This window comes from Roseomonas sp. KE0001 (assembly GCF_016107285.1).
Lineage (GTDB): Bacteria > Pseudomonadota > Alphaproteobacteria > Acetobacterales > Acetobacteraceae > Pseudoroseomonas.
Window position 1 is genome coordinate 291,193 of sequence record NZ_RCVQ01000005.1, and the last position, 18,037, is coordinate 309,229.

The following is an 18,037-nucleotide window of genomic DNA, read 5'->3' on the forward strand; positions in this document are numbered from 1 at the left end:
CCGGGCGCGCCGAAATGGGAAAGCCTCTGCCGCATGACTGAATCCGCCGCCATCCTGGCCAAGCCGGCCGGGGTCACGGAGCCAAGGCCGGGACTGCTGCGCCGGCTCCGCTACCTTGAGCCCTCGAACCTGATCTGGATCCTGCTGGTCGCCGCCCTGCTCTTCCTCGTGGCGGTGCCGATCGGCAAGCTGCTCGTGGTCAGCTTCGAGGCGCGCACCACGGGCGAGTTCACCTTCGCCAACTACGCCCAGGCCTATGGGCGCGCGCGGTATCTCGAGGCGCTGGTGAACTCGCTCATCCTGGGCGCGTCCTCCGCCTTCCTGTCCGTGATCTTCGCCGTGCCGCTCGCCTGGGCGGTGTCGCGCACCGACATGCCGGGCAAGGGGTTCACCTGGGCCATCGTGATGGGCGCCTTCATCCTGCCGCCCTATCTGGGCGCGGTCGGCTGGATCCTGCTCGCCGGGCCCAATTCCGGATTCATCAACCAGGCCTGGCAATGGGTGACGGGCTCCAGCTCCACGCTGGTGAACGTCTACAGCTTCCCCGGCCTCGCCGTGGTCATCGCCCTGCATTCCTTCCCGCTGATCTTCATCTTCGTGAAATCGGCGCTGGATCTGATCTCGTCCGAGATGGAGGACGCCGCCAACATCCTCGGCGCGGGCACCTGGGCGGCGACGCGCAAGGTGACGCTGCCGCTGGTCTGGCCCGCGATCCTGGGCGGCATCATCATCGTCTTCCTGGAGACCATCGCGCTCTTCGGCACGCCGGCCATCATCGGCATCCCGGCGCGCATCAACGTCGTCACCACGCAGCTCTGGCAGTTCTTCGAATATCCCGTCCGCGTCGAGGTGGCGGCGGCCTATGCCATGCCGCTGCTGCTCATCACCATCGGCATGATCGTGGTGCAGAAGCTGCTGCTGGCGCGCAAGGGCTTCGTCTCACAGACCGGCAAGGGCGGCGAGCGGCGGCCGATCAAGCTCGGGCGCTGGCGCTGGGCGATGTTCGGCTACTGCGCCTTCATCGGCGCGCTCGCCGTGCTGATGCCGCTCGGCGTGCTGCTGCAGGCCTCCTTCGCCAAGGCCTGGGGTCGCGGCCTCGCCTGGGGCAACTTCACGCTGGACAACTACACCTATCTTCTGTTCCGGCACGAGATGGCGCTGACCTCGATCTGGAACACGCTGCTCTATTCCGCCTCGGCCGCCAGCTTCGCCGTGCTGATCGCGGTGCTGATCGCCTATATCGTCGCCCGGCGGCTGGTGCCCTTCGGCGGCGCGCTCAGCTTCCTGGCCATGGCCCCCTTCGTCATCCCGGGCATCGTCATGGCGATCGGCTTCTACGCCGCCTATGCCGCGCCGCCGGTCGCGCTCTACGGCACGGCGCTGATCATCATCCTGGCCTTCACCTCGCGCTTCCTGCCGATCGCCTTCGCCAATTCCTCGGCCGCGGTGCGCTCGGTGCATCCGGAGATGGAGGAGGCCTCGCGCATCCTGGGCGGCGGCCGGATGCTGACCATCCGCAAGATCACCGCGCCTTTGATCAGCCGCAGCCTGATCGGCGGCTGGCTGATCGTCTTCATCGTCGCCTCGCGCGAGCTGTCCGCCGCTGTCTTCCTGGTCGGGCCGCGCACCCGCACCATGGCCGTGCTGCTGTACGATCTGAGCGAGGCGGGGAATTTCGAGGTGCTCGCGGCCTTCGGCGGCATCCTGCTCGCCATTACCCTGGTGCTGGTCGCCATCGGCATGAAGCTGGTGGGCCGCGACTTCATGCTTCGGAGGAACTGAGATCATGCCCCGCCTCACGCTCAAGGGCCTCGGCAAGGCTTATGGCCAGCTCAAGGTCGTGGACGATGTGAACCTGGCGCTGGAGGAGGGGGAGTTCGTCTCCCTCCTGGGGCCCTCCGGCTGCGGCAAGACCACGACGCTGCGCATGATCGCCGGCTTCGTCGAGCCCACCGCCGGCAGCATCAGCATGAACGGCGAGATCCTCTCGGCGCCCGGCGCGGTGTTGCCGCCGGAGCGGCGCCGCATGTCGATGATCTTCCAGAGCTACGCCATCTGGCCGAACATGACGGTCGCGGAGAATGTCGGCTTCGGCCTGAAGCTGCAGAAGCTGCCGGCGGCCGAGATCAAGGCGCGGATCGGCCGCATCCTGGAAGTGGTGCAGATGTCGCATCTCGCCGACCGTTATCCGGCCGAGCTCTCGGGCGGGCAGCAGCAGCGCGTGGCGCTGGCCCGCGCCATCGTCGTGCAGCCCTCCGTTCTGCTGCTGGACGAGCCGCTCTCCAATCTGGACGCCAATCTGCGCGAGGAGATGCGCTTCGAGATCCGCCGCCTGCATGACGAGTTCCGCATCACCACCGTCTATGTCACGCACGACCAGTCGGAGGCCATGGCGACCGCCGACCGCATCGCGGTGATGAACAGCGGCCGGATCGAACAGGTGGATGCGCCGCATGTCATCTACACCCGGCCGCGCACGCGGTTCGTCGCCGCCTTCATCGGCCGGACCAATCTGCTGGAAGGGCGGATGGCGAATGGCGAGATCGGGCTCGACGGCTTCGCCCTGAAGGCGGCGCAGCTCAACGGCTCGCCCTCTGATGCCGGACGGCCGATCCTGCTCTCGGTCCGGCCGCAGAGCATGGCCCTGCACCGCAGGGAGCCGGTCCCGCAGGACGGCCGGCCCGTCCTGGCGGCCACCGTGGCCCAGCGCACCTATCTCGGCGAGTCGTGGGACTATGTGGTGCGGCCGCGGGAGAGCGGGCTCAGCCTGAGGGTCACGGCTCCGCCGTTGCAGGTGCACGAGATCGGCGAAACGGTCTGGCTCGAGTTCGATCCGCAGCAGATCGCCGTGGTGAACTGAGGCACGCCGGCGGCACCCGGCATCACGCGACGGTGATGCCGGGTGCCGTGGATTTGCCACCCTTTCGGGGCCTTGTCATAAGCGCTGCGATGAGCGCTCTGCCCGGCGACAGGACCCGATAGAATCACGATGGTTTCCCAGCACCCTCCGGTACCGCCGGCGGCCTCCGGCCTGCCTGTGGCCCAGCGGCTGCGCCACTGGCTGCGCCGTAGCCCCCGCCTGGCGCGGCTGCTTCGCCGGATGGCGCGCAACGCCCAACAGACCTTGCCGGGCACCAGCCGGCTCCTCATGCTGGCCGGCCTGCAGCAGCCGGGGCCGGATCTGGCGGAGTATCAGCGCTGGCTGCGGCGGCATGGCACGCTGTCCGCCAGCGAGAGGGCGGCCATGCTCCAGGCCGTCGCCGGCCTGAGCGACCCGCCCTGCATCTCCGTCGTCATGCCGGTCTACAACGCACCGGAGGCCTTCCTCCGTGCCGCGCTGGAATCGGTCGAGACCCAGCTTTATCCGCATTGGCAGCTCTGCATCGCCGACGATGCCTCGACAGCGCCGCATGTGCAGGCCGTGCTGCAGGCGGCGGCGGCGCGGGATCGCCGCATCCAGGTCGTGCGGCGCCCGCGCAACGGCCATATCAGCGCGGCCACGAACTCGGCCCTGGCCCTGGCCGGGGGCTCGCATGTCGCGCTGATGGATCATGACGATCTCCTGGCGCCCGACGCCCTGTTCCACGTGGCGCTCGAGATCCGGCGCCATCCTGACGTCACCCTGATTTTCACGGATGAGGACAAGATTGACGGTCAGGGGCGTCGCTACGATCTCTATGCCAAGCCGGGCTGGAGCCCCGAACTCCTGCTGCAACAGAATCTGGTTAGCCATCTGGGCGTCTACCGGCGCGATCTGCTGGAGAGGCTCGGCGGGCTGCGCGAGGGCTTCGAGGGCAGCCAGGACTGGGATCTGGCCCTGCGGAGCGCCGCGCTCGCCGGGCCGGGGCAGATCCGCCATATCCCTCGCCCCCTCTACCACTGGCGCCAGGGGGCGGGCACGGAATCCTTCTCCGAGGGCGCCCTGGAGCGCTGCGCCAGCCGGGGCCGGCAGGCCGTGCAGGCGCATCTCGGCCATCGTGGCGAGGCCGGCGTCCAGGTTGTGCCGCATGCCGATCTGCCCGGCTGGTCGAGGATCCTCCATCCCCTGCCGCAGCCGGTGCCGCGTGTCAGTCTGATCCTGGCGGGGGAGCCCGATCCCGCCCGGTTGGAGGCGTTGCTGGCCGGCACCGACTATCCGGATGTGGAAGTCCTGCCCACCGGCGCGGCTTCCGCGTCCCCGCCGGCCGGCAGGGCCGGGGCCGGGGCGGGGGTCGGTGCGCTGCGGCGCGCGGCCGAGGCGGCATCGGGAGAGGTTCTGCTGCTGCTGGCGCCGGGGCTCATGCCGGCGGAACCGGACTGGCTGCGGGAACTGGTCTCCCTGGCCCTGCGGCCCGGTGTCGGGGCGGCCGGCGCCGCCCTGGCCGGCCCGGATGGCCGGCTGCGCCATGCCGGCTACGTGCTGGGCGCCGGCGGCGCGCTGGTCGGGGAGAATCCGTTGATACGCGGGCTCGGCCTGGGCAATCCCGGCTACGCCGGGCAGTTCCGCCTGGTCCGGGACGTGGTGGCCGTGAGCGGGGAGGCGATGGCGATCCGCCGGGCGCTCTACCTGGAGCGGGGCGAGGCCGACGTCGGCCCGGCGCCCTGGGCTGATCTCGACCTCGGCCTGCGCCTGCGCGAGGCGGGGCTGCGCAACCTCTGGACACCCTATGCCACCCTGATCGGCGCTCCGGACCCGCAGGGCGGGCCGGCCGCCGACCCCGCGCTCCGCGCTGCCGCGGAGGCGATGCTGCGGGCCCGCTGGGGCCGCGCACTGGAGCAGGATCCCTTCTACAGCCCCTTGCTGGACCTGCGGGACGGCCACCGTCTCAGGGCGCCGCCGCCCTGGGAGGAGGGCCCGCATGACTGACGTGGCCGTGCTTCTGGCCACCTACAACGGTGCTGCTCACCTCGAGGCGCAACTGGCCAGCATCGCCGCGCAGCAGCCGGTGGACTGGCGCCTGCTCTGGCGGGACGATGCCTCGCGCGACGCCACGCCGGAGCTGCTGCGATCCTTCGCCGAAGGCGAGGGCGCCGGGCGCGTGACGCGGATCACCGGGCCGCAGGGCAGGGCGGGGGCGGCGGGCAGCTTCATGGCGTTGCTGGCGGCGGCACCGGAGGCGGGAGCCTATGCCTTCTGCGATCAGGACGATGTCTGGCTGCCCGGCAAGCTCGCGCGCGCCCTGCGGCGGCTGGAGGAGGTTCCGCCCGGCCAGCCGGCCCTCTACTGCGCGCGTCAGCGGCTGGTGGACGCGGCGCTGCGCCCGATCGGCCTCTCCCCGGTTCCGCCCAAGCCGCCGGCATTCCGCAATGCCCTGGTGCAGAACATCGTCACGGGCTGTACCGCCGTGCTGAACCCCGCGGCGCGCCGCCTGATGCTGGCGGCGCCGGCCGTGCCGCCCGGCTCCCTGCATGACTGGTGGAGCTATCTCATGGTCACGGGCGCGGGCGGCACGGTGATCTTCGACCCGGAGCCAGCCCTGCTCTACCGCCAGCATGGCGGCAATGCGGTTGGCAGCCCGGCCTCGGCGGGGCGACGCGCGGTGGCCGCCCTGCAGCGGGGCGCCCGGGCCTTCCTGACGCTGTTCCAGGCGCATCTGGCGGCCCTCGACCGGGCACGGCCCCTGTTGACGCCGGACTCGCGGGTTCTGCTGGATCTGCTGCGCCCCCTGCCGGAGCTGTCCCCACTGGCGCGCTGCCGCCGGCTGCGCCGGGCGGGCCTCTATCGGCAGGGGCGGCTGGAGGATCTGATGCTGCGCCTCTGGTTCCTGCTCGAGGCTCCCGCCGCCCTGCCGCCGGGCCGGGCTTCCGGCTGACGGCGTGGCGGCGGGAGCACCCGCTCAAACCGCCTGCGGCACCGCGGGTTCCGGAACCTGAAGCAGGACGCGCGGGGCATCCAGGCGGATCGTGCAGATCAGTCCTTCCTCCTGCCAGCGCATCTCCACCCTGCCGCCCAGCTGGTGGGTGATCGCGCCTTCGACCATCTTCAGGCCGAAGCCGCGCCGGGGCGGGGCGGCCGGTGACTTCGGGCCGCTCCGTTCGATCCAGAGCATCTCCAGCTGCGCGTCCTCGATGCGCCAGCCGAGGCTGACACGGCCCTGCGGCGTCGAGAGGGCGCCATGCCGCTGCGCGTTGGTGGCCAGCTCGTGCAGAGCCATGGCCAGCGGCTGGACCGCGATCGGCACGATGGCGTGCGCCTCGCCCTGGATCGTCAACTGGGCGGGATCGAGCTCGGCGAGCAGCGTCTCCCGCGCCACGGACTGAAGATCGCTGCCGAGCCAGCGATCGCGCGCCAGGAGCGTATGCACCCTGGCCAGGACGGACACCCGCCCCCGCACGGTCGCGGCGAAGTCGCCGCTGCTCTCGGCCCGGCTCATGCGCAGCACCGATTGCACGACGGCCAGGACATTGCGCGCGCGGTGGTCCACCTCGCTGCTCAGCATCTTCTCCCGCTCGGCCGCTTCCTGCGTGGCGGTGACGTCCATGACCACGCCGCTCATGCGAAGGGCCGCGCCGTTGGCGGTGCGGTCCACCACCGCGCCCTGGCTGTGCAGCCAGCGGGTCCGGCCGTCCGGCCAGACGACGCGATAGAGCATCTCGTGCATTCCGGGGCCGGCGGGGTCCGCAGCCTCCATCAGCGCCACGCGCTGCTGCGCCACATCCTCGGGATGGACGGTCTCCAGCAGCCGGCTCATCGTGCCCAGGGCGCCGGGCACCCGGCCAAACAGCGCCTCGCGCCCCGGCGAGCCGGTGAGGCTGTCGGAGCCCAGCTCCCATTCCCAGGCCGCGATGCGGGCGGCGGAGAGCGCGCGGCTGAGCCGCCCCTCGCTCTCCGCCAGGGCCTTCTGCCGGCGGTGCAGGTTGATGCTGGCCGCGACCATGGCCGAGGCCACCTCGGCCAGCTCCCGCACATACATCGGCGGCGGCCTCAGGCGGCGCCCCCGCCCCATGTCGCGGGCCATCTGTCTCAGCCCCTCGACCGGCCGGGCGATGCGGCGCGCGAAGAGCCAGGCCATCAGCATCGCCAGGCCGGCGATCCAGGCCACCGCCGGTCCGAGCAGGCGGATGGACGCCAGGAGCGGAGATTCGGTCGGCTGGTACGGCAGGGTGATGTGCACCCGCCAGCCCGTGAGCGGCGAGCGGCGGAAGGCCACCAGGGAATCCTCGCCGGTGAGCGAGGGCACCGGGACGGTGCCGGCGGAACTCCTGAAGAGGGATTGCACCTCCTCGGACAGACGGTAGCCGCGGAACTCGTCATGGTGCTGGCTGCGCGCCATGACGTGGCTGTGCTTATCGAAGATCGTCGCCACCCAGCGGCCTGGAAGCGCCAGCTTGCTCAGGCTGCGGTAGAGCACATCGATGGGGGTGAGAAGGGTCAGGTAGGCTCTGGGCAGGCCGTTCCGGATGACCGGCACGGTGATGGGGAAGACGTATTCCCCCGCCCGCGTCACCAGCAGATCGCCCACATAGGGGCTGTCCCGGCTTTCCTGGAACTCGGGCAGGGCCTGCGGGGAGGGGGAGCTGTTGAAGATCAGCCCGCCGGCCGGATCGCGCAGGATGATCCGCGCGGGGCCGGTCAGGGTCGCGACCGTCGCCGCCTGCCGGGCGAAGGGGGCGAGGTCGGCCCCCATACCCAGATCATCCAGCGAGGGATGCCCGGCCAGGACCTCCAGCAGGCGCAGATGGCCACCCAATGTGGAATCCAGCACCGAGAGGATGTTCTGCACATGGTCCGCGGCCGTGGTCCGCAGGCCGCGCTCCTCGCTGCTGAAATAGGCGTGCAGCAGGACGCCGCAGGCCAGGAGGATAGGGATCAGCAGGCTGCCGCAGAGCAGCAGCAGGTTCACGGTGATGGACAGGCGGCCACGGGGCGGCCAGCGACCCGCGGGCGAGAGAAGCGGCCTCATACGCGTCCTGCGACGACCATCCTCGCCATCACCGCGCTGCAGGGAGGCCGGGATCCATGATCGGTCGCCGGGCGGCCCCTCTCAGGAGCAGGCCGGACCGGGACAATGGCGCGCCGGAACTCCGGCCGGCTGCCACCGGCGCGGGGAGGCCGTTGTGGCCATCGGCCAGCGCCGCTTCGAAAACTAACGGTTCCATGGACCCATGCAACTACAAGCTGATCTCAGATATTCCCTTAACCAAAGGGTGTATGCAAGCCAGGAACGATTCCATTTCATAATGGAATCAGGCGGCTCGGGCCGCCTGCATCGCGGCCCGCATCCGCGCGATGGCGCCGGGCAGCCCATGGAAGACGGCGGAGCCGATGAGGAAATGGCCGATGCTGACTTCCGAGATCTGCGGCAGGGCCGCGATCCCTCCCACGCTGCACTCGTCCAGGCCATGACCGGCATGGCACAGCAGGCCCTGTGCCGATGCCGCCTCGGCGCCGGCGCGAAGCCGCGCCAGATGCGGCCCTCGCGCCGCCTCCGGCGCATCGGCATAGGTGCCGGTGTGGAGTTCCACGGCCTGCGCGCCCAGGGCGGCGGCGAGGGCGATCTGCTCCGGGTCTGGCTCGACGAAGACCGCGACCTCGATTCCGGCGCCGGCCAGCCTTCCGATGGCCTCCGCCAGCGGCGCCCCGGCGGCGCGCAGGTCGAGCCCTCCCTCGGTGGTCAGCTCGGCGCGCTTCTCCGGCACGATGCAGCAGGCCGCCGGCCGCAATTCGAGCGCGATCCCCACCATCTCGGGCGTTGCCGCCATCTCGAAGTTCAACCGCAGGCCCGGCTCCGCCCGGATGCGCCGCACATCCTCATCGCGGATATGCCGTCGGTCCTCGCGCAGATGCACCGTGATGCCGTCGGCACCGGCGCCGATGCAGCAGCGCGCCGCCTCCACCGGGCAGGGGAAGCGGCCGCCCCGGGCGTTCCTGAGCGTGGCGACATGATCGACATTGACCGACAGGCGCAGGGGATTCACGCGGATCTCTCCTCGGAGGGGCCAAGGGATGAAGTAAGGTGGGCGTGCCGGGCCATCTCCCCGGCCAGGCGCAGGGCGGCGATCAGGCTCGAGGGGCTGGCGCGGCCCTGGCCGGCGATATCCAGCGCCGTGCCATGGTCGGGGCTGGTGCGGATGATGGACAGGCCGAGGGTGACGTTGACCCCGCCCGCCATGTCCAGCGTCTTCACCGGGATCAACGCCTGGTCGTGATACATGCAGAGCGCCACGTCGTAGCCGCGCCGCGCCTGCGGCGTGAACAGGGTATCGGCGGGGAAGGGGCCGCGGGCATCGACCCCCCGCGCGCGCAGCCGCGCGATGGCGGGGGCGACGATCTCGCGGTCCTCATGCCCCATGGTGCCGTCCTCCCCGGCATGCGGGTTGAGGCCGGCGACGGCCAGGCGGGGCGCCGCGATGCCGAAGGACCGCCGCAGCCCGGCGGCGGTCGCGAGGCCGATGCGCTCGATCAGCGCCGGCTCCAGACTGTCGATGGCGCTGCGCAGTGATTGATGGATGGTGACCGGCACGGTGCGCAGCCCGGCGGCGGCGAGCAGCATCACCGGCGGCCCGTCGCCCGGCGCCAGCTCGGCCAGGAACTCGGTGTGCCCGGGATGGCGGAAGCCGGCGGCGGTCAGGACGGATTTCTGGATCGGATTGGTCACCAGCGCGGCGGCCGCGCCCTGCCGGACCAGCCGCACCGCCGTCTCGATGGCGCCGATGACCATCGGGGCGTTGCGCGGGTCCGGCCGGCCCGGCTCGGGCGGCACGGCGAGCGGCCGGTGCAGCACCGGCAGGGCCTCCGGAAAGCAGGCCGCCGCCTCCGCCGCGGCGCCGATCCGCCGCACGGGCAGGGAAGGCGGCAGGACGGCCGCGTCGCCCACCAGGAAGAAGGCCGGGCCGCCGTCCCGCAGGGCCCGCCAGGCTCCCGCCGCGATCTCGCCGCCGATGCCAGCCGGCTCGCCCATGCTGAGCGCCAAGGGAAGCGGTGTGGGGGGAAGCGGTGCGGTGTCCCCTGGCCGCCGCATCAGCGCAGGCCGGCGAAGGTGTCGCAGGCCGCCAGCTCGCCGCGCTGCAGGCCGGTGCGGAACCAGCGCATCCGCTCCTCGGACGAGCCATGGGTGAAGCTCTCCGGCTGCACCTGGCCCTGGCTGCGGCGCTGGAGGCGGTCGTCACCGACGGCGGCCGCGGCATTCAGCCCTTCCTCGACATCGCCCTGTTCGAGGATGCTGCGCGCGCGCTCCGCGTGATTCGCCCAGAGTCCCGCGAAGCAGTCGGCCTGCAGCTCGACACGGACCTGGATGGCATTGGCCTCGGCGCGGTCGGTCGCCTGCTGCTGCATGCCGCGTGTCAGCTCCAGGATGCCGAGCTGGTTCTGCACGTGATGGCCGACCTCGTGCGCGATGATGTAGGCGGCGGCGAAATCGCCATTCGCCCCGAGCTGCCGCTGCAACTGCGCCATGAAGTCGAGGTCGATATAGACGCGCTGGTCGTTCGGGCAATAGAACGGCCCGACCTGCGACTGGGCCGCGCCACAGGCGGACTGTGTCGCGCCGCTGAACAGCACCAGCACCGGGTCGCGGTAGGCGCGGCCGATCTTCTGGAACTGGTCCTTCCAGACCATCTCCGTATCGCCCAGCACCTGGGCGACGAAGCGGCGGCCGGGATCGTCCGCCGAGGGGGTGGCCTGCCGCTGCTCCGCCTGCTGCTGCTGCGGGTTCAGCGAGCCGTCATCCAGCAGGATCGAGGGATCAACCCCCAGGAACATCAGCAACAGCACCAGGGCGACGCCGCCCAGCCCGCCCCCCACGGCGATCCCGCCCCGGCGGAAGCCGCCGGCCCCGCGCCGGTCCTCGACATTCCGGCTCTCCGGCCCATCAAGCCGCATCTCTGGTCATCCTTCCCGCTGGCGTCCTATCGGCCGCGCCGACCCGCGGCGAACGTGCCACGAGCCGGCCGGTTGCGACATTGCCCCCGGGCCGGCCCCTGCGCCAGAGGGGGAGGTCAGAGGGGGAGGTCGAGGGGAAGCTCAGACCTCGGCATAGGCGCCATTCTTCCAGACGTAGAAGACATAGTCCGGCACGGTGACATCGCCCTTGCGGTCGAAGCTGACGGAGCCGAGCACGCAGGTCCAGGGGCCGCCCGCCTTCAGCGCGTCCGACACCTTGCGGGGATCGGTGCTATTGGCCTTCTTCGCCGCCTCCGCCCAGATCTGGACGGCGGCGTAGGTGTAGAGGACATAGCCCTCGGGATCGACGTTCCTCGCCCGGAAGCGGCCCACCACCTCGGCGGCGCTCGGGCGCTTCCGCGGATCGGAGGAGAAGGTCATCAGCGTGCCCTCGCCCGCCGCGCCGGTGATCTGCCAGAACTCGTTGGTCACCAGCGCATCGCCGCCGATCAGCGTCACCGGCATGCCCTGTTCCTTGGCCTGGCGCAGGATCAGACCGGCCTCGGTGTGGTAGCCGCCGACATAGATGACGTCGACGCCGGCGGATTTCAGCCGCGAGACGAGGGCGGAATAGTCGCGCTCGCCGGGGGTATAGGCGGCATAGAGCGCCTCGGTCATGCCGGCGGCGTTCAGCGACTTCTTCGTCTCGTCGGCCAGTCCTTTCCCATAGGCCGAGTTGTCGTGCAGGATGGCGACCTTCTTCCCGCCATATGTCCTGGCGATGTACTGGCCGGCGACGATGCCCTGCTGGTCGTCGCGGCCGCAGGTGCGGAAGGTGTTCCAGCCGCCCTCGTCGGTGAACTTCGGATTGGTCGAGGCCGGGCTGATCTGCAGCACGCCCTCCTCCAGATAGACCTTGCTGGCCGGGATGGAGGAGCCGGAGCAGAAATGCCCGGCGATCAGCTTCACCTGCCGGCTCGCCATCTGGTTGGCCACCGAGACCGCCTGGCGCGGATCGCAGGCATCATCGCCGATCTCGAGCGCGAGCTGCTGGCCGAGCACGCCGCCGGCCGCGTTCAAGTCGGCCACCGCCTGCTCGGCCCCGGCGCGGAGCTGCGCGCCGAAGGCGGCGTATTGCCCGGTCATCGGCCCGACGGAGGCGATGCGGATACCGCCCGACTGCGCCGCGGCCCGGCGCACCGGACCGGTCATGCCCAGGGCGGTAAGAGCCGCCGCACCGCCGAGAATCTGTCTGCGCTGCACCATGATCTGCCTCCGCTTGCCTGCCGCGGGCGCATGCCGCCCCGCGATCCGCCTCGCCCCGGCGAGCCTATGAGGCTTCGCCACGCTTCGCCAGCACGTTCCTCGGAAGGAACGATCGTCAACCGCCCAGCTCAACCGCCCGGCTCAACCGCCCAGATAGGCGTCGCGGATCTCCGGCCGCGCCAGCAATGCGCGGCCGGTGCCCGAGAGCGTGACCTTGCCGGTGACCAGCACATAGGCCCGGTGCGCGAGGCGCAGCGCCTGATTGGCATTCTGCTCGACCAGCAGCACGGTCAGCCCGGTCTCGGCGTTCAGCCGGCGGATGGCGGTGAAGATCTGCCGCGAGACGAGCGGCGCCAGGCCCAGCGAGGGCTCATCCAGCAGCAGCAGGCGCGGCCGCGACATCAGGGCGCGGGCGATGGCCAGCATCTGCTGCTCGCCGCCCGAGAGCGTGCCGGCGCGCTGCGCCTCGCGTTCCTTGAGGCGGGGGAAAAGCTCGAAGGCCTGTTCCAGGCCGGGACCGGGGTCGTGACCGGCGCTCTGCGCGCCCATCAGCAGGTTCTCATGGACGCTCATGCGCGGAAAGACGCGCCGCCCCTCGGGCGACTGCGCGATGCCGCTCCGCATGATGCGGTGGGTCGGCTCCTGGGTGATGTCCCGCCCGTCGAAAACGATCCGACCGGAGCGGGCGCGCGGATCGCCGCAGATGGTCATCAGCAGGGTGGACTTGCCGGCGCCGTTGGCGCCGATCAGCGTGACGATCTCGCCGGCGGCCACCTGCAGCGAGACGCCCTTCAGGGCCTCGACCGCGCCATAGAAGGTGGAGACCTCGCGGATCTCGAGCAGGGGCTGCGTCATGCGGCGGGTCCGTCCCCGGCGGCGCCCGCATCCGCCTCGTCCTCCTCGTCCTCGCCCTCGCCCTCGCCGAGATAGGCGGCGATGACGCGTGGGTCGGCCCGGATCGCGGCGGGAAGGCCATCGGCGATCTTGCTGCCATGGTCCAGCACGACGATGTGGTCCGAGATTCCCATGACCACGCCCATGTCGTGCTCGATCAGCAGGATGGAGCAGGGCGAGGCGCCCTCCGCGGCGCGGCCGTCACGGATGGCGCGCAGCAGCGCGCCCAGCGCCAGGGACTCACGCGGATTGAGCCCGGCGGCGGGCTCGTCGAGGCAGAGCAGCGCGGGCTCCGTGCACATGGCGCGTGCGATCTCGAGCCGCCGCTGCGCGCCATAGGGCAGGCTGGCGGCGGGATCGTCGGCGCGGTCGAGCAGGCCGCAGGCCTCGAGCCAGGCCGTGGCGCGGCCGATGGCCGCCGCCTCCGCCGCCCTGTAGCCGGAGAGGCCGAGGACCGCGCCGATGCCGAAGCCCGTCGCCGCCATCAGCCGCCGGTGCTGCGCCACCAAAAGGTTCTCCAGCACCGTCATGCCGCCGAAGAGGCGGACATTCTGGAAGGTCCGCGCCACGCCGGCGCGGGCGATGCGGTGCCCGGCCAGCCGGTGCAGGGCGACGGGCCGCTCCGGCCGGTGCAGCGTGATGCTGCCCTCGCTCGGCCGGTAGAAGCCGGTGATGCAGTTGAACATCGTCGTCTTGCCGGCGCCGTTCGGACCGATGACGGCGGTGATGGCCCCCGTGGCGGCGGCGAAGGACACCTCCCGCACCGCCGTCAGGCCACCGAACCGCATCGTGAGGGCCTCGACCGAGAGGATCGGCCGCATCAGCCACGGCCCTCCGCGACCATGCTGGCGCTGATCGTCCGGCGCTGTCCCAGGGCGACGGAGGGCGTGCGGCTGCCGACGAGGCCGCGCGGCTTCCAGATCATGATCAGCACCATGGCGCCGCCGAAGACCAGCATGCGCCACTCCTGCAGGTCGCGGAACACCTCGAAGCCGCCGATCAGCCCGAGTGCTGCGATGGCCACGCCGAGCTGGCTGCCCAGCCCGCCGAGAACGACGATGGCGAGGATGATGGCGCTCTCGATGAAGGTGAAGGATTCCGGGCTGATGAAAGCCTGGCGCGTGGCGAAGAAGGCGCCGGCGAAACCCCCGAACATGGCGCCGAGGGCGAAGGCCGTGAGCTTCGTCGTGGTGATGTTGATGCCGAGGCTGCGGCAGGCGACCTCGTCCTCGCGCATCGCCTCCCAGGCACGGCCGAGCGGCTGGCGGCGCAGGCGCAGCGTCACCCAGTTGGTGAGCAGGGCCAGGGCCAGGATCAGGTAATAGAGGAAGACGACACGGTGCGTCGGGCTCGGCTCCAGGCCGAAGGCGTCGGCGAAGCTGCCCGGACCACCGCCCGCCGAGAAGGAAAGGCCGAAGAAGCTGGGGCGCGGGATGCCGGAGATGCCGTTGGGGCCGCCGGTCAGTGAGACCCAGTTCAGCAGCACGAGCCGGATGATCTCGCCGAAGGCCAGGGTGACGATGGCCAGGTAGTCGCCGCGCAGCCGCAGCACCGGGAAGCCGAGCAGGATGCCCCAGAAGGCCGCGAGGAGGCCGGCGAGCGGCAGGCAGATCCAGAAGGAAAGGCCGAAGGCCTGCGCCAGCAGCGCATAGGAGTAGGCGCCAACGGCGTAGAAGGCGACATAGCCGAGGTCGAGCAGGCCGGCGAGGCCGACGACGATGTTGAGCCCCCAGCCCAGCATCACATAGGTCAGCACCAGGATGCCGAGATCGAGCTCGTAGCGGCCGATGCCCGGAATGACCGGCAGCAGCAGGGCGAAGGCGAGCAGGAGGGGCGCGACCAGACGGCCCGAGCGGGACAGCGGGCCCGCCAGCCGCTTCGGCAGCGATGCGCCGCGCCGCGCCGCGCGCCAGTCCTGCCAGAGGCGCGCGGCGAGCCGGCCGAGGAAGACGACGCCGACCAGCAGCGCGACATCCGGCCAGCGGGTCCGCAGGAAGAGGCCGCCGCCCGGGCCGACATCGGTGCGGAGACCGACCAGCGGCAGGAAGAGGCCGAGCGCGATGAGGGCGGCCAGGGCGGCATCCCTGAGCGCCGGCGCGAGGGCCGGCCGCGCCGCCGGTGCCGTCATACCTTCTCCACCTCCGCCCGCCCGAGCAGGCCGGTGGGCATCAGCACCAGCGTCAGGACCAGGATCGAGAAGGCCGCGACATCCTTGTACTGCACGCTGAAGTAGGCCGACCAGAAGGTCTCGATCAGGCCGATCAGAAGGCCACCCAGGACGGCGCCCGGCAGGCTGCCGATGCCGCCCAGCACGGCGGCGGTGAAGGCCTTCACGCCGACCAGGAAGCCGATGTAGAAATCGATCACGCCATAGCGCAGCAGGTACATGGTGCCGGCCACCGAGGCGAGCGCGGCGCCGATGACGAAGGTGATGCTGATGGTGCGGTCGGTGTCGATGCCGAGCAGGCTGGCCATCCGGCGGTCCTGCTCGCAGGCGCGCATGGCGCGGCCGAGCGGCGTGCGGGTGACCAGCCAGGTGAAGACCGCCAGCACCGACAGCGTGACCGCGACGATCAGCATCTGCATGGTGGAGAGCTGGACGGCGAAATCGCCGTCCCGCATGACGGTGATGCCGCCGCGCACCAGCGGCTCCATCGGCTTCACCCGGGCGCCCTGGCTGACCTGGACGTAGTTCTGCAGGACGATCGACATGCCGATGGCCGAGATCAGCGGCGCTAGGCGGAAGGAGCCGCGCAGCGGCCGGTAGGCGATCCGCTCGACCGTCCAGCCGTAGAGCGCGGTGAAGGCCATGGAGAGGACCAGGACCAGGAGGATGGCGGCGGCGCCGTCGAGCCCGCCGGCGGTGACGAGGAGCAGGAAGATCAGCGACAGGAAGGCGCCGATCATGAAGATGTCGCCATGAGCGAAGTTGATCATGCCGATGATGCCGTAGACCATGGTGTAGCCGACGGCGATCAGGCCATAGATCATCCCGAGGGAGATGCCGTTGATCAGCTGCTGAAGCGCATAGGCCAAGCGGCTCCTCCTCGTGATTCGCATCACCCGCGCCGAGCCTATCTTCGCTCGGCCCGGGAAGCCAAGACAAAGATCGGGGCCGACTGGAGACTACTGCCTGGGGGCTTGCGCCGGGCGGCGTCGACGGCCCACCCTGCGGTCTCGGGGGAAGCGCAAGGATCACCGACATGCAACCCAAGGCCGTCTATCCGGACCTCGCCGGGCGCAGCGTTTTCATCACCGGCGGCGGCAGCGGCATCGGCGCCGCCCTGACACGCGCCTTCGCCCTGCAGGGCAGTCGCGTGGCCTTCGTGGACATCGCGCTCGACGAGAGCAAGGCCCTCGTCGAATCCTGCCGGGAGGACGAGGTCGAGCACCCTCCGCTCTTCATCCCCTGCGATCTACGCGACATCGGGGCGCTGCGCGCGGCCGTGGAGCGGGCCGGCGGGCGGCATGGCGACATCACCGTGCTGCTCAACAACGCGGCGCATGACGAGCGCCACGCCGTGGAACGCGTCACGCCCGAGTACTGGGACGACCGCATGGCGGTGAACCAGCGCCCGGTCTTCTTCGCCGCCCAGGCCGTGCTGCCGCAGATGCGGCGTGCCGACGGCGGCTCCATCGTCAACTTCGGTTCGGTGAGCTGGAAGCTCCGGCAGGGCGGCATGCCGGCCTACACCATGGCCAAGGCCTCGATCCACGGCCTGACGCGCGGCCTGGCGCGGGACTTCGGCAAGCAGGGCATCCGCGTCAACACGCTGGTGCCCGGCTGGGTCATGACGGAGCGGCAGCTTCGCCTCTGGGTGACGCCGGCCGCCGAGAAGGAGATCGAGGCGGGGCAGGCGCTGGCCGGCCGGGTGATGCCGGAGCATATCGCCGAGATGGCGCTGTTCCTGGCCTCCGACGCTTCGGCGATGTGCTCGGCGCAGGAATTCGTGGTGGATGGCGGATGGACGTGAGGCATCACAGCTTCGTGTAGGCGGGGCGCGACGCCTGCCCGCCGGCTCGGCGCCTCTGCTAGCCTCGGCGCAACAGCCCGGCCAACGAGGCTGAGGACTGCGTGCCCCGCACGGAGTCCGGAGGAACCGACAGGAGCGGATATGAAGCGTCGTTCAATTCTGGCGGCGCCGGCGGCGCTGGCCCTGGCCGGCCTGCCGCGCGGCGCGGGCGCGCAGGAGAAGCGCAGCCTCGCCTTCGTCGTCAATGTTTCCGCGGATTTCTGGACCATCTGCCGGCGCGGCATCGAGAAGGCCAATCGCGAGCATCCCGACTTCGCCATGGAGATGATCGTGCCCGGGCAGGCCAGCGCCGCCGAGCAGCGCCGCATCGTCGACGAGCTGCTGGCGCGCCGCGTCGCCGGCATCGCCATCTCGCCGATCAACCCGGCCAATTCGACCGAGATGCTGAACCGCGCCGCGGCGCAGGCCGTGCTCTTCACCAGCGATTCCGACGCGCCGAACAGCAACCGCGCCGTCTATATCGGTACCGACAACGTCGCCGCCGGCCGCGAGGCCGGGGCCCAGATGAAGCGTGCCCTGCCGAAGGGCGGCAAGGCCATGCTCTTCGTCGGCACCATGGATGCCGACAATGCGCGCGAGCGCGTGCAGGGAATCCGCGAGGCTCTGCAGGGCAGCCAGATCCAGGTCGTCGACATCCGCACCGATGAATCCGACATCGCCCGCGCCAAGCGCAATGTCGAGGACACGCTCGCCCGCTACAGCGACATCGATCTGCTGGTCGGCCTCTGGGCCTACAACACGCCGCAGATCTACCAGGCCGTGAAGGCGGCCGGGCGGGAGGGCAAGGTGCAGGTCGTGGGTTTCGACGAGGACGCGCTGACGCTGCGCGGGGTCGCCGATGGCACGATCCTCTCCACCGTCGTGCAGCAGCCCTTCGAGTTCGGCTACCAGAGCATGGTCGGGATGGTGCGGTATCTGAACAACGACCGTGGCTTCATTCCCGCCAGCAAGCAGATCATCATTCCCACCCGGATCATCGACAAGTCCAACGTCGCCGAGTTCCAGGCCCAGATGCGCGAACTGCTGCGCGGGCGCTGAGCGC

Annotated in this window: 15 protein-coding genes; 6 read left to right on the forward strand and 9 right to left on the reverse strand. The window is 70.8% G+C overall.

Translation table 11 applies throughout. The annotated features are described in order from the left end of the window. Window positions 1-33 precede the first annotated feature (33 nt). From D9598_RS12390 to D9598_RS12405, 4 genes are all read left to right on the forward strand, one after another. Window positions 34-1,782, forward strand: coding sequence for an iron ABC transporter permease (locus tag D9598_RS12390; protein WP_198366823.1), 1,749 nt, complete (start codon window positions 34-36; stop codon window positions 1,780-1,782). Window positions 1,783-1,786: 4 nt separating this feature from the next. Next, window positions 1,787-2,860, forward strand: a complete 1,074-nt coding sequence (locus D9598_RS12395; RefSeq protein ID WP_198366824.1) for an ABC transporter ATP-binding protein — start codon at window positions 1,787-1,789, stop codon at window positions 2,858-2,860. Window positions 2,861-2,989: 129 nt separating this feature from the next. Beyond that, a complete protein-coding gene (locus D9598_RS21490) occupies window positions 2,990-4,846 on the forward strand; it encodes a glycosyltransferase (protein WP_198366825.1) in 1,857 nt (618 codons plus the stop codon). Beyond that, window positions 4,839-5,792, forward strand: a complete 954-nt coding sequence (locus D9598_RS12405; RefSeq protein WP_198366826.1) for a glycosyltransferase — start codon at window positions 4,839-4,841, stop codon at window positions 5,790-5,792. The genes D9598_RS21490 and D9598_RS12405 overlap by 8 nt, the downstream gene beginning before the upstream one ends. 24 nt (window positions 5,793-5,816) lie before the next feature. Here the strand turns inward: D9598_RS12405 and D9598_RS12410 are convergent, their stop codons facing one another. From D9598_RS12410 to D9598_RS12450, 9 genes are all read right to left on the reverse strand, one after another. Next, on the reverse strand, window positions 5,817-7,883 hold the full coding sequence (locus D9598_RS12410) for a sensor histidine kinase (RefSeq protein ID WP_198366827.1): 2,067 nt from the start codon (window positions 7,881-7,883) through the stop codon (window positions 5,817-5,819). Between the two features lie 283 nt (window positions 7,884-8,166). Next, window positions 8,167-8,889, reverse strand: coding sequence for a pyridoxine 5'-phosphate synthase (locus tag D9598_RS12415; protein ID WP_198366929.1), 723 nt, complete (start codon window positions 8,887-8,889; stop codon window positions 8,167-8,169). A gap of 5 nt (window positions 8,890-8,894) precedes the next feature. After that, window positions 8,895-9,941, reverse strand: coding sequence for a 4-hydroxythreonine-4-phosphate dehydrogenase PdxA (gene pdxA / locus D9598_RS12420; RefSeq protein WP_198366828.1), 1,047 nt, complete (start codon window positions 9,939-9,941; stop codon window positions 8,895-8,897). After that, window positions 9,941-10,801 carry a neutral zinc metallopeptidase gene (locus tag D9598_RS12425; protein ID WP_198366829.1) on the reverse strand — a complete coding sequence of 287 codons (861 nt, stop codon included), beginning with the start codon at window positions 10,799-10,801 and terminating at the stop codon, window positions 9,941-9,943. Before D9598_RS12425 ends, pdxA begins: the two co-directional genes overlap by 1 nt. 141 nt (window positions 10,802-10,942) lie before the next feature. After that, window positions 10,943-12,067, reverse strand: a complete 1,125-nt coding sequence (locus D9598_RS12430; protein ID WP_198366830.1) for a branched-chain amino acid ABC transporter substrate-binding protein — start codon at window positions 12,065-12,067, stop codon at window positions 10,943-10,945. A gap of 141 nt (window positions 12,068-12,208) precedes the next feature. Then, window positions 12,209-12,922, reverse strand: a complete 714-nt coding sequence (locus D9598_RS12435) for an ABC transporter ATP-binding protein (protein ID WP_198366831.1) — start codon at window positions 12,920-12,922, stop codon at window positions 12,209-12,211. Beyond that, complete coding sequence (locus D9598_RS12440; protein WP_304621604.1) at window positions 12,919-13,782, reverse strand: ABC transporter ATP-binding protein; 864 nt, start codon at window positions 13,780-13,782, stop codon at window positions 12,919-12,921. Before D9598_RS12440 ends, D9598_RS12435 begins: the two co-directional genes overlap by 4 nt. Continuing rightward, window positions 13,782-15,089 carry a high-affinity branched-chain amino acid ABC transporter permease LivM gene (gene livM / locus D9598_RS12445; protein WP_198366832.1) on the reverse strand — a complete coding sequence of 436 codons (1,308 nt, stop codon included), beginning with the start codon at window positions 15,087-15,089 and terminating at the stop codon, window positions 13,782-13,784. The genes D9598_RS12440 and livM overlap by 1 nt, the downstream gene beginning before the upstream one ends. After that, window positions 15,086-15,997 carry an ABC transporter permease subunit gene (locus D9598_RS12450; RefSeq protein WP_198366833.1) on the reverse strand — a complete coding sequence of 304 codons (912 nt, stop codon included), beginning with the start codon at window positions 15,995-15,997 and terminating at the stop codon, window positions 15,086-15,088. The genes livM and D9598_RS12450 overlap by 4 nt, the downstream gene beginning before the upstream one ends. A 167-nt stretch (window positions 15,998-16,164) precedes the next feature. On the opposite strand from D9598_RS12450, the gene D9598_RS12455 reads away from it, so the two are divergent. Together D9598_RS12455 and D9598_RS12460 are read left to right on the forward strand one after the other, a co-directional pair. Then, window positions 16,165-16,935: an SDR family NAD(P)-dependent oxidoreductase gene (locus D9598_RS12455; RefSeq protein ID WP_198366834.1), complete on the forward strand. Its 771-nt coding sequence runs from the start codon at window positions 16,165-16,167 to the stop codon at window positions 16,933-16,935. A 141-nt stretch (window positions 16,936-17,076) separates the two neighbouring features. Further along, entirely contained in the window at window positions 17,077-18,033 is a 957-nt protein-coding gene (locus D9598_RS12460; RefSeq protein WP_198366835.1) for a sugar-binding protein, read from the forward strand. The last annotated feature ends 4 nt before the right edge of the window (window positions 18,034-18,037 follow it).

Coding starts and splice junctions, on each gene's coding strand:
- D9598_RS12390 (WP_198366823.1), top strand. CDS start 34: ATGACTGAATCCGCCGCCATCCTGGCCAAGCCGGCCGGGGTCACGGAG.
- D9598_RS12395 (WP_198366824.1), top strand. CDS start 1,787: ATGCCCCGCCTCACGCTCAAGGGCCTCGGCAAGGCTTATGGCCAGCTC.
- D9598_RS21490 (WP_198366825.1), top strand. CDS start 2,990: ATGGTTTCCCAGCACCCTCCGGTACCGCCGGCGGCCTCCGGCCTGCCT.
- D9598_RS12405 (WP_198366826.1), top strand. CDS start 4,839: ATGACTGACGTGGCCGTGCTTCTGGCCACCTACAACGGTGCTGCTCAC.
- D9598_RS12410 (WP_198366827.1), bottom strand. CDS start 7,883: ATGAGGCCGCTTCTCTCGCCCGCGGGTCGCTGGCCGCCCCGTGGCCGC.
- pdxA (WP_198366828.1), bottom strand. CDS start 9,941: ATGCGGCGGCCAGGGGACACCGCACCGCTTCCCCCCACACCGCTTCCC.
- D9598_RS12425 (WP_198366829.1), bottom strand. CDS start 10,801: ATGCGGCTTGATGGGCCGGAGAGCCGGAATGTCGAGGACCGGCGCGGG.
- D9598_RS12430 (WP_198366830.1), bottom strand. CDS start 12,067: ATGGTGCAGCGCAGACAGATTCTCGGCGGTGCGGCGGCTCTTACCGCC.
- D9598_RS12435 (WP_198366831.1), bottom strand. CDS start 12,922: ATGACGCAGCCCCTGCTCGAGATCCGCGAGGTCTCCACCTTCTATGGC.
- D9598_RS12440 (WP_304621604.1), bottom strand. CDS start 13,782: ATGCGGCCGATCCTCTCGGTCGAGGCCCTCACGATGCGGTTCGGTGGC.
- livM (WP_198366832.1), bottom strand. CDS start 15,089: ATGACGGCACCGGCGGCGCGGCCGGCCCTCGCGCCGGCGCTCAGGGAT.
- D9598_RS12455 (WP_198366834.1), top strand. CDS start 16,165: ATGCAACCCAAGGCCGTCTATCCGGACCTCGCCGGGCGCAGCGTTTTC.
- D9598_RS12460 (WP_198366835.1), top strand. CDS start 17,077: ATGAAGCGTCGTTCAATTCTGGCGGCGCCGGCGGCGCTGGCCCTGGCC.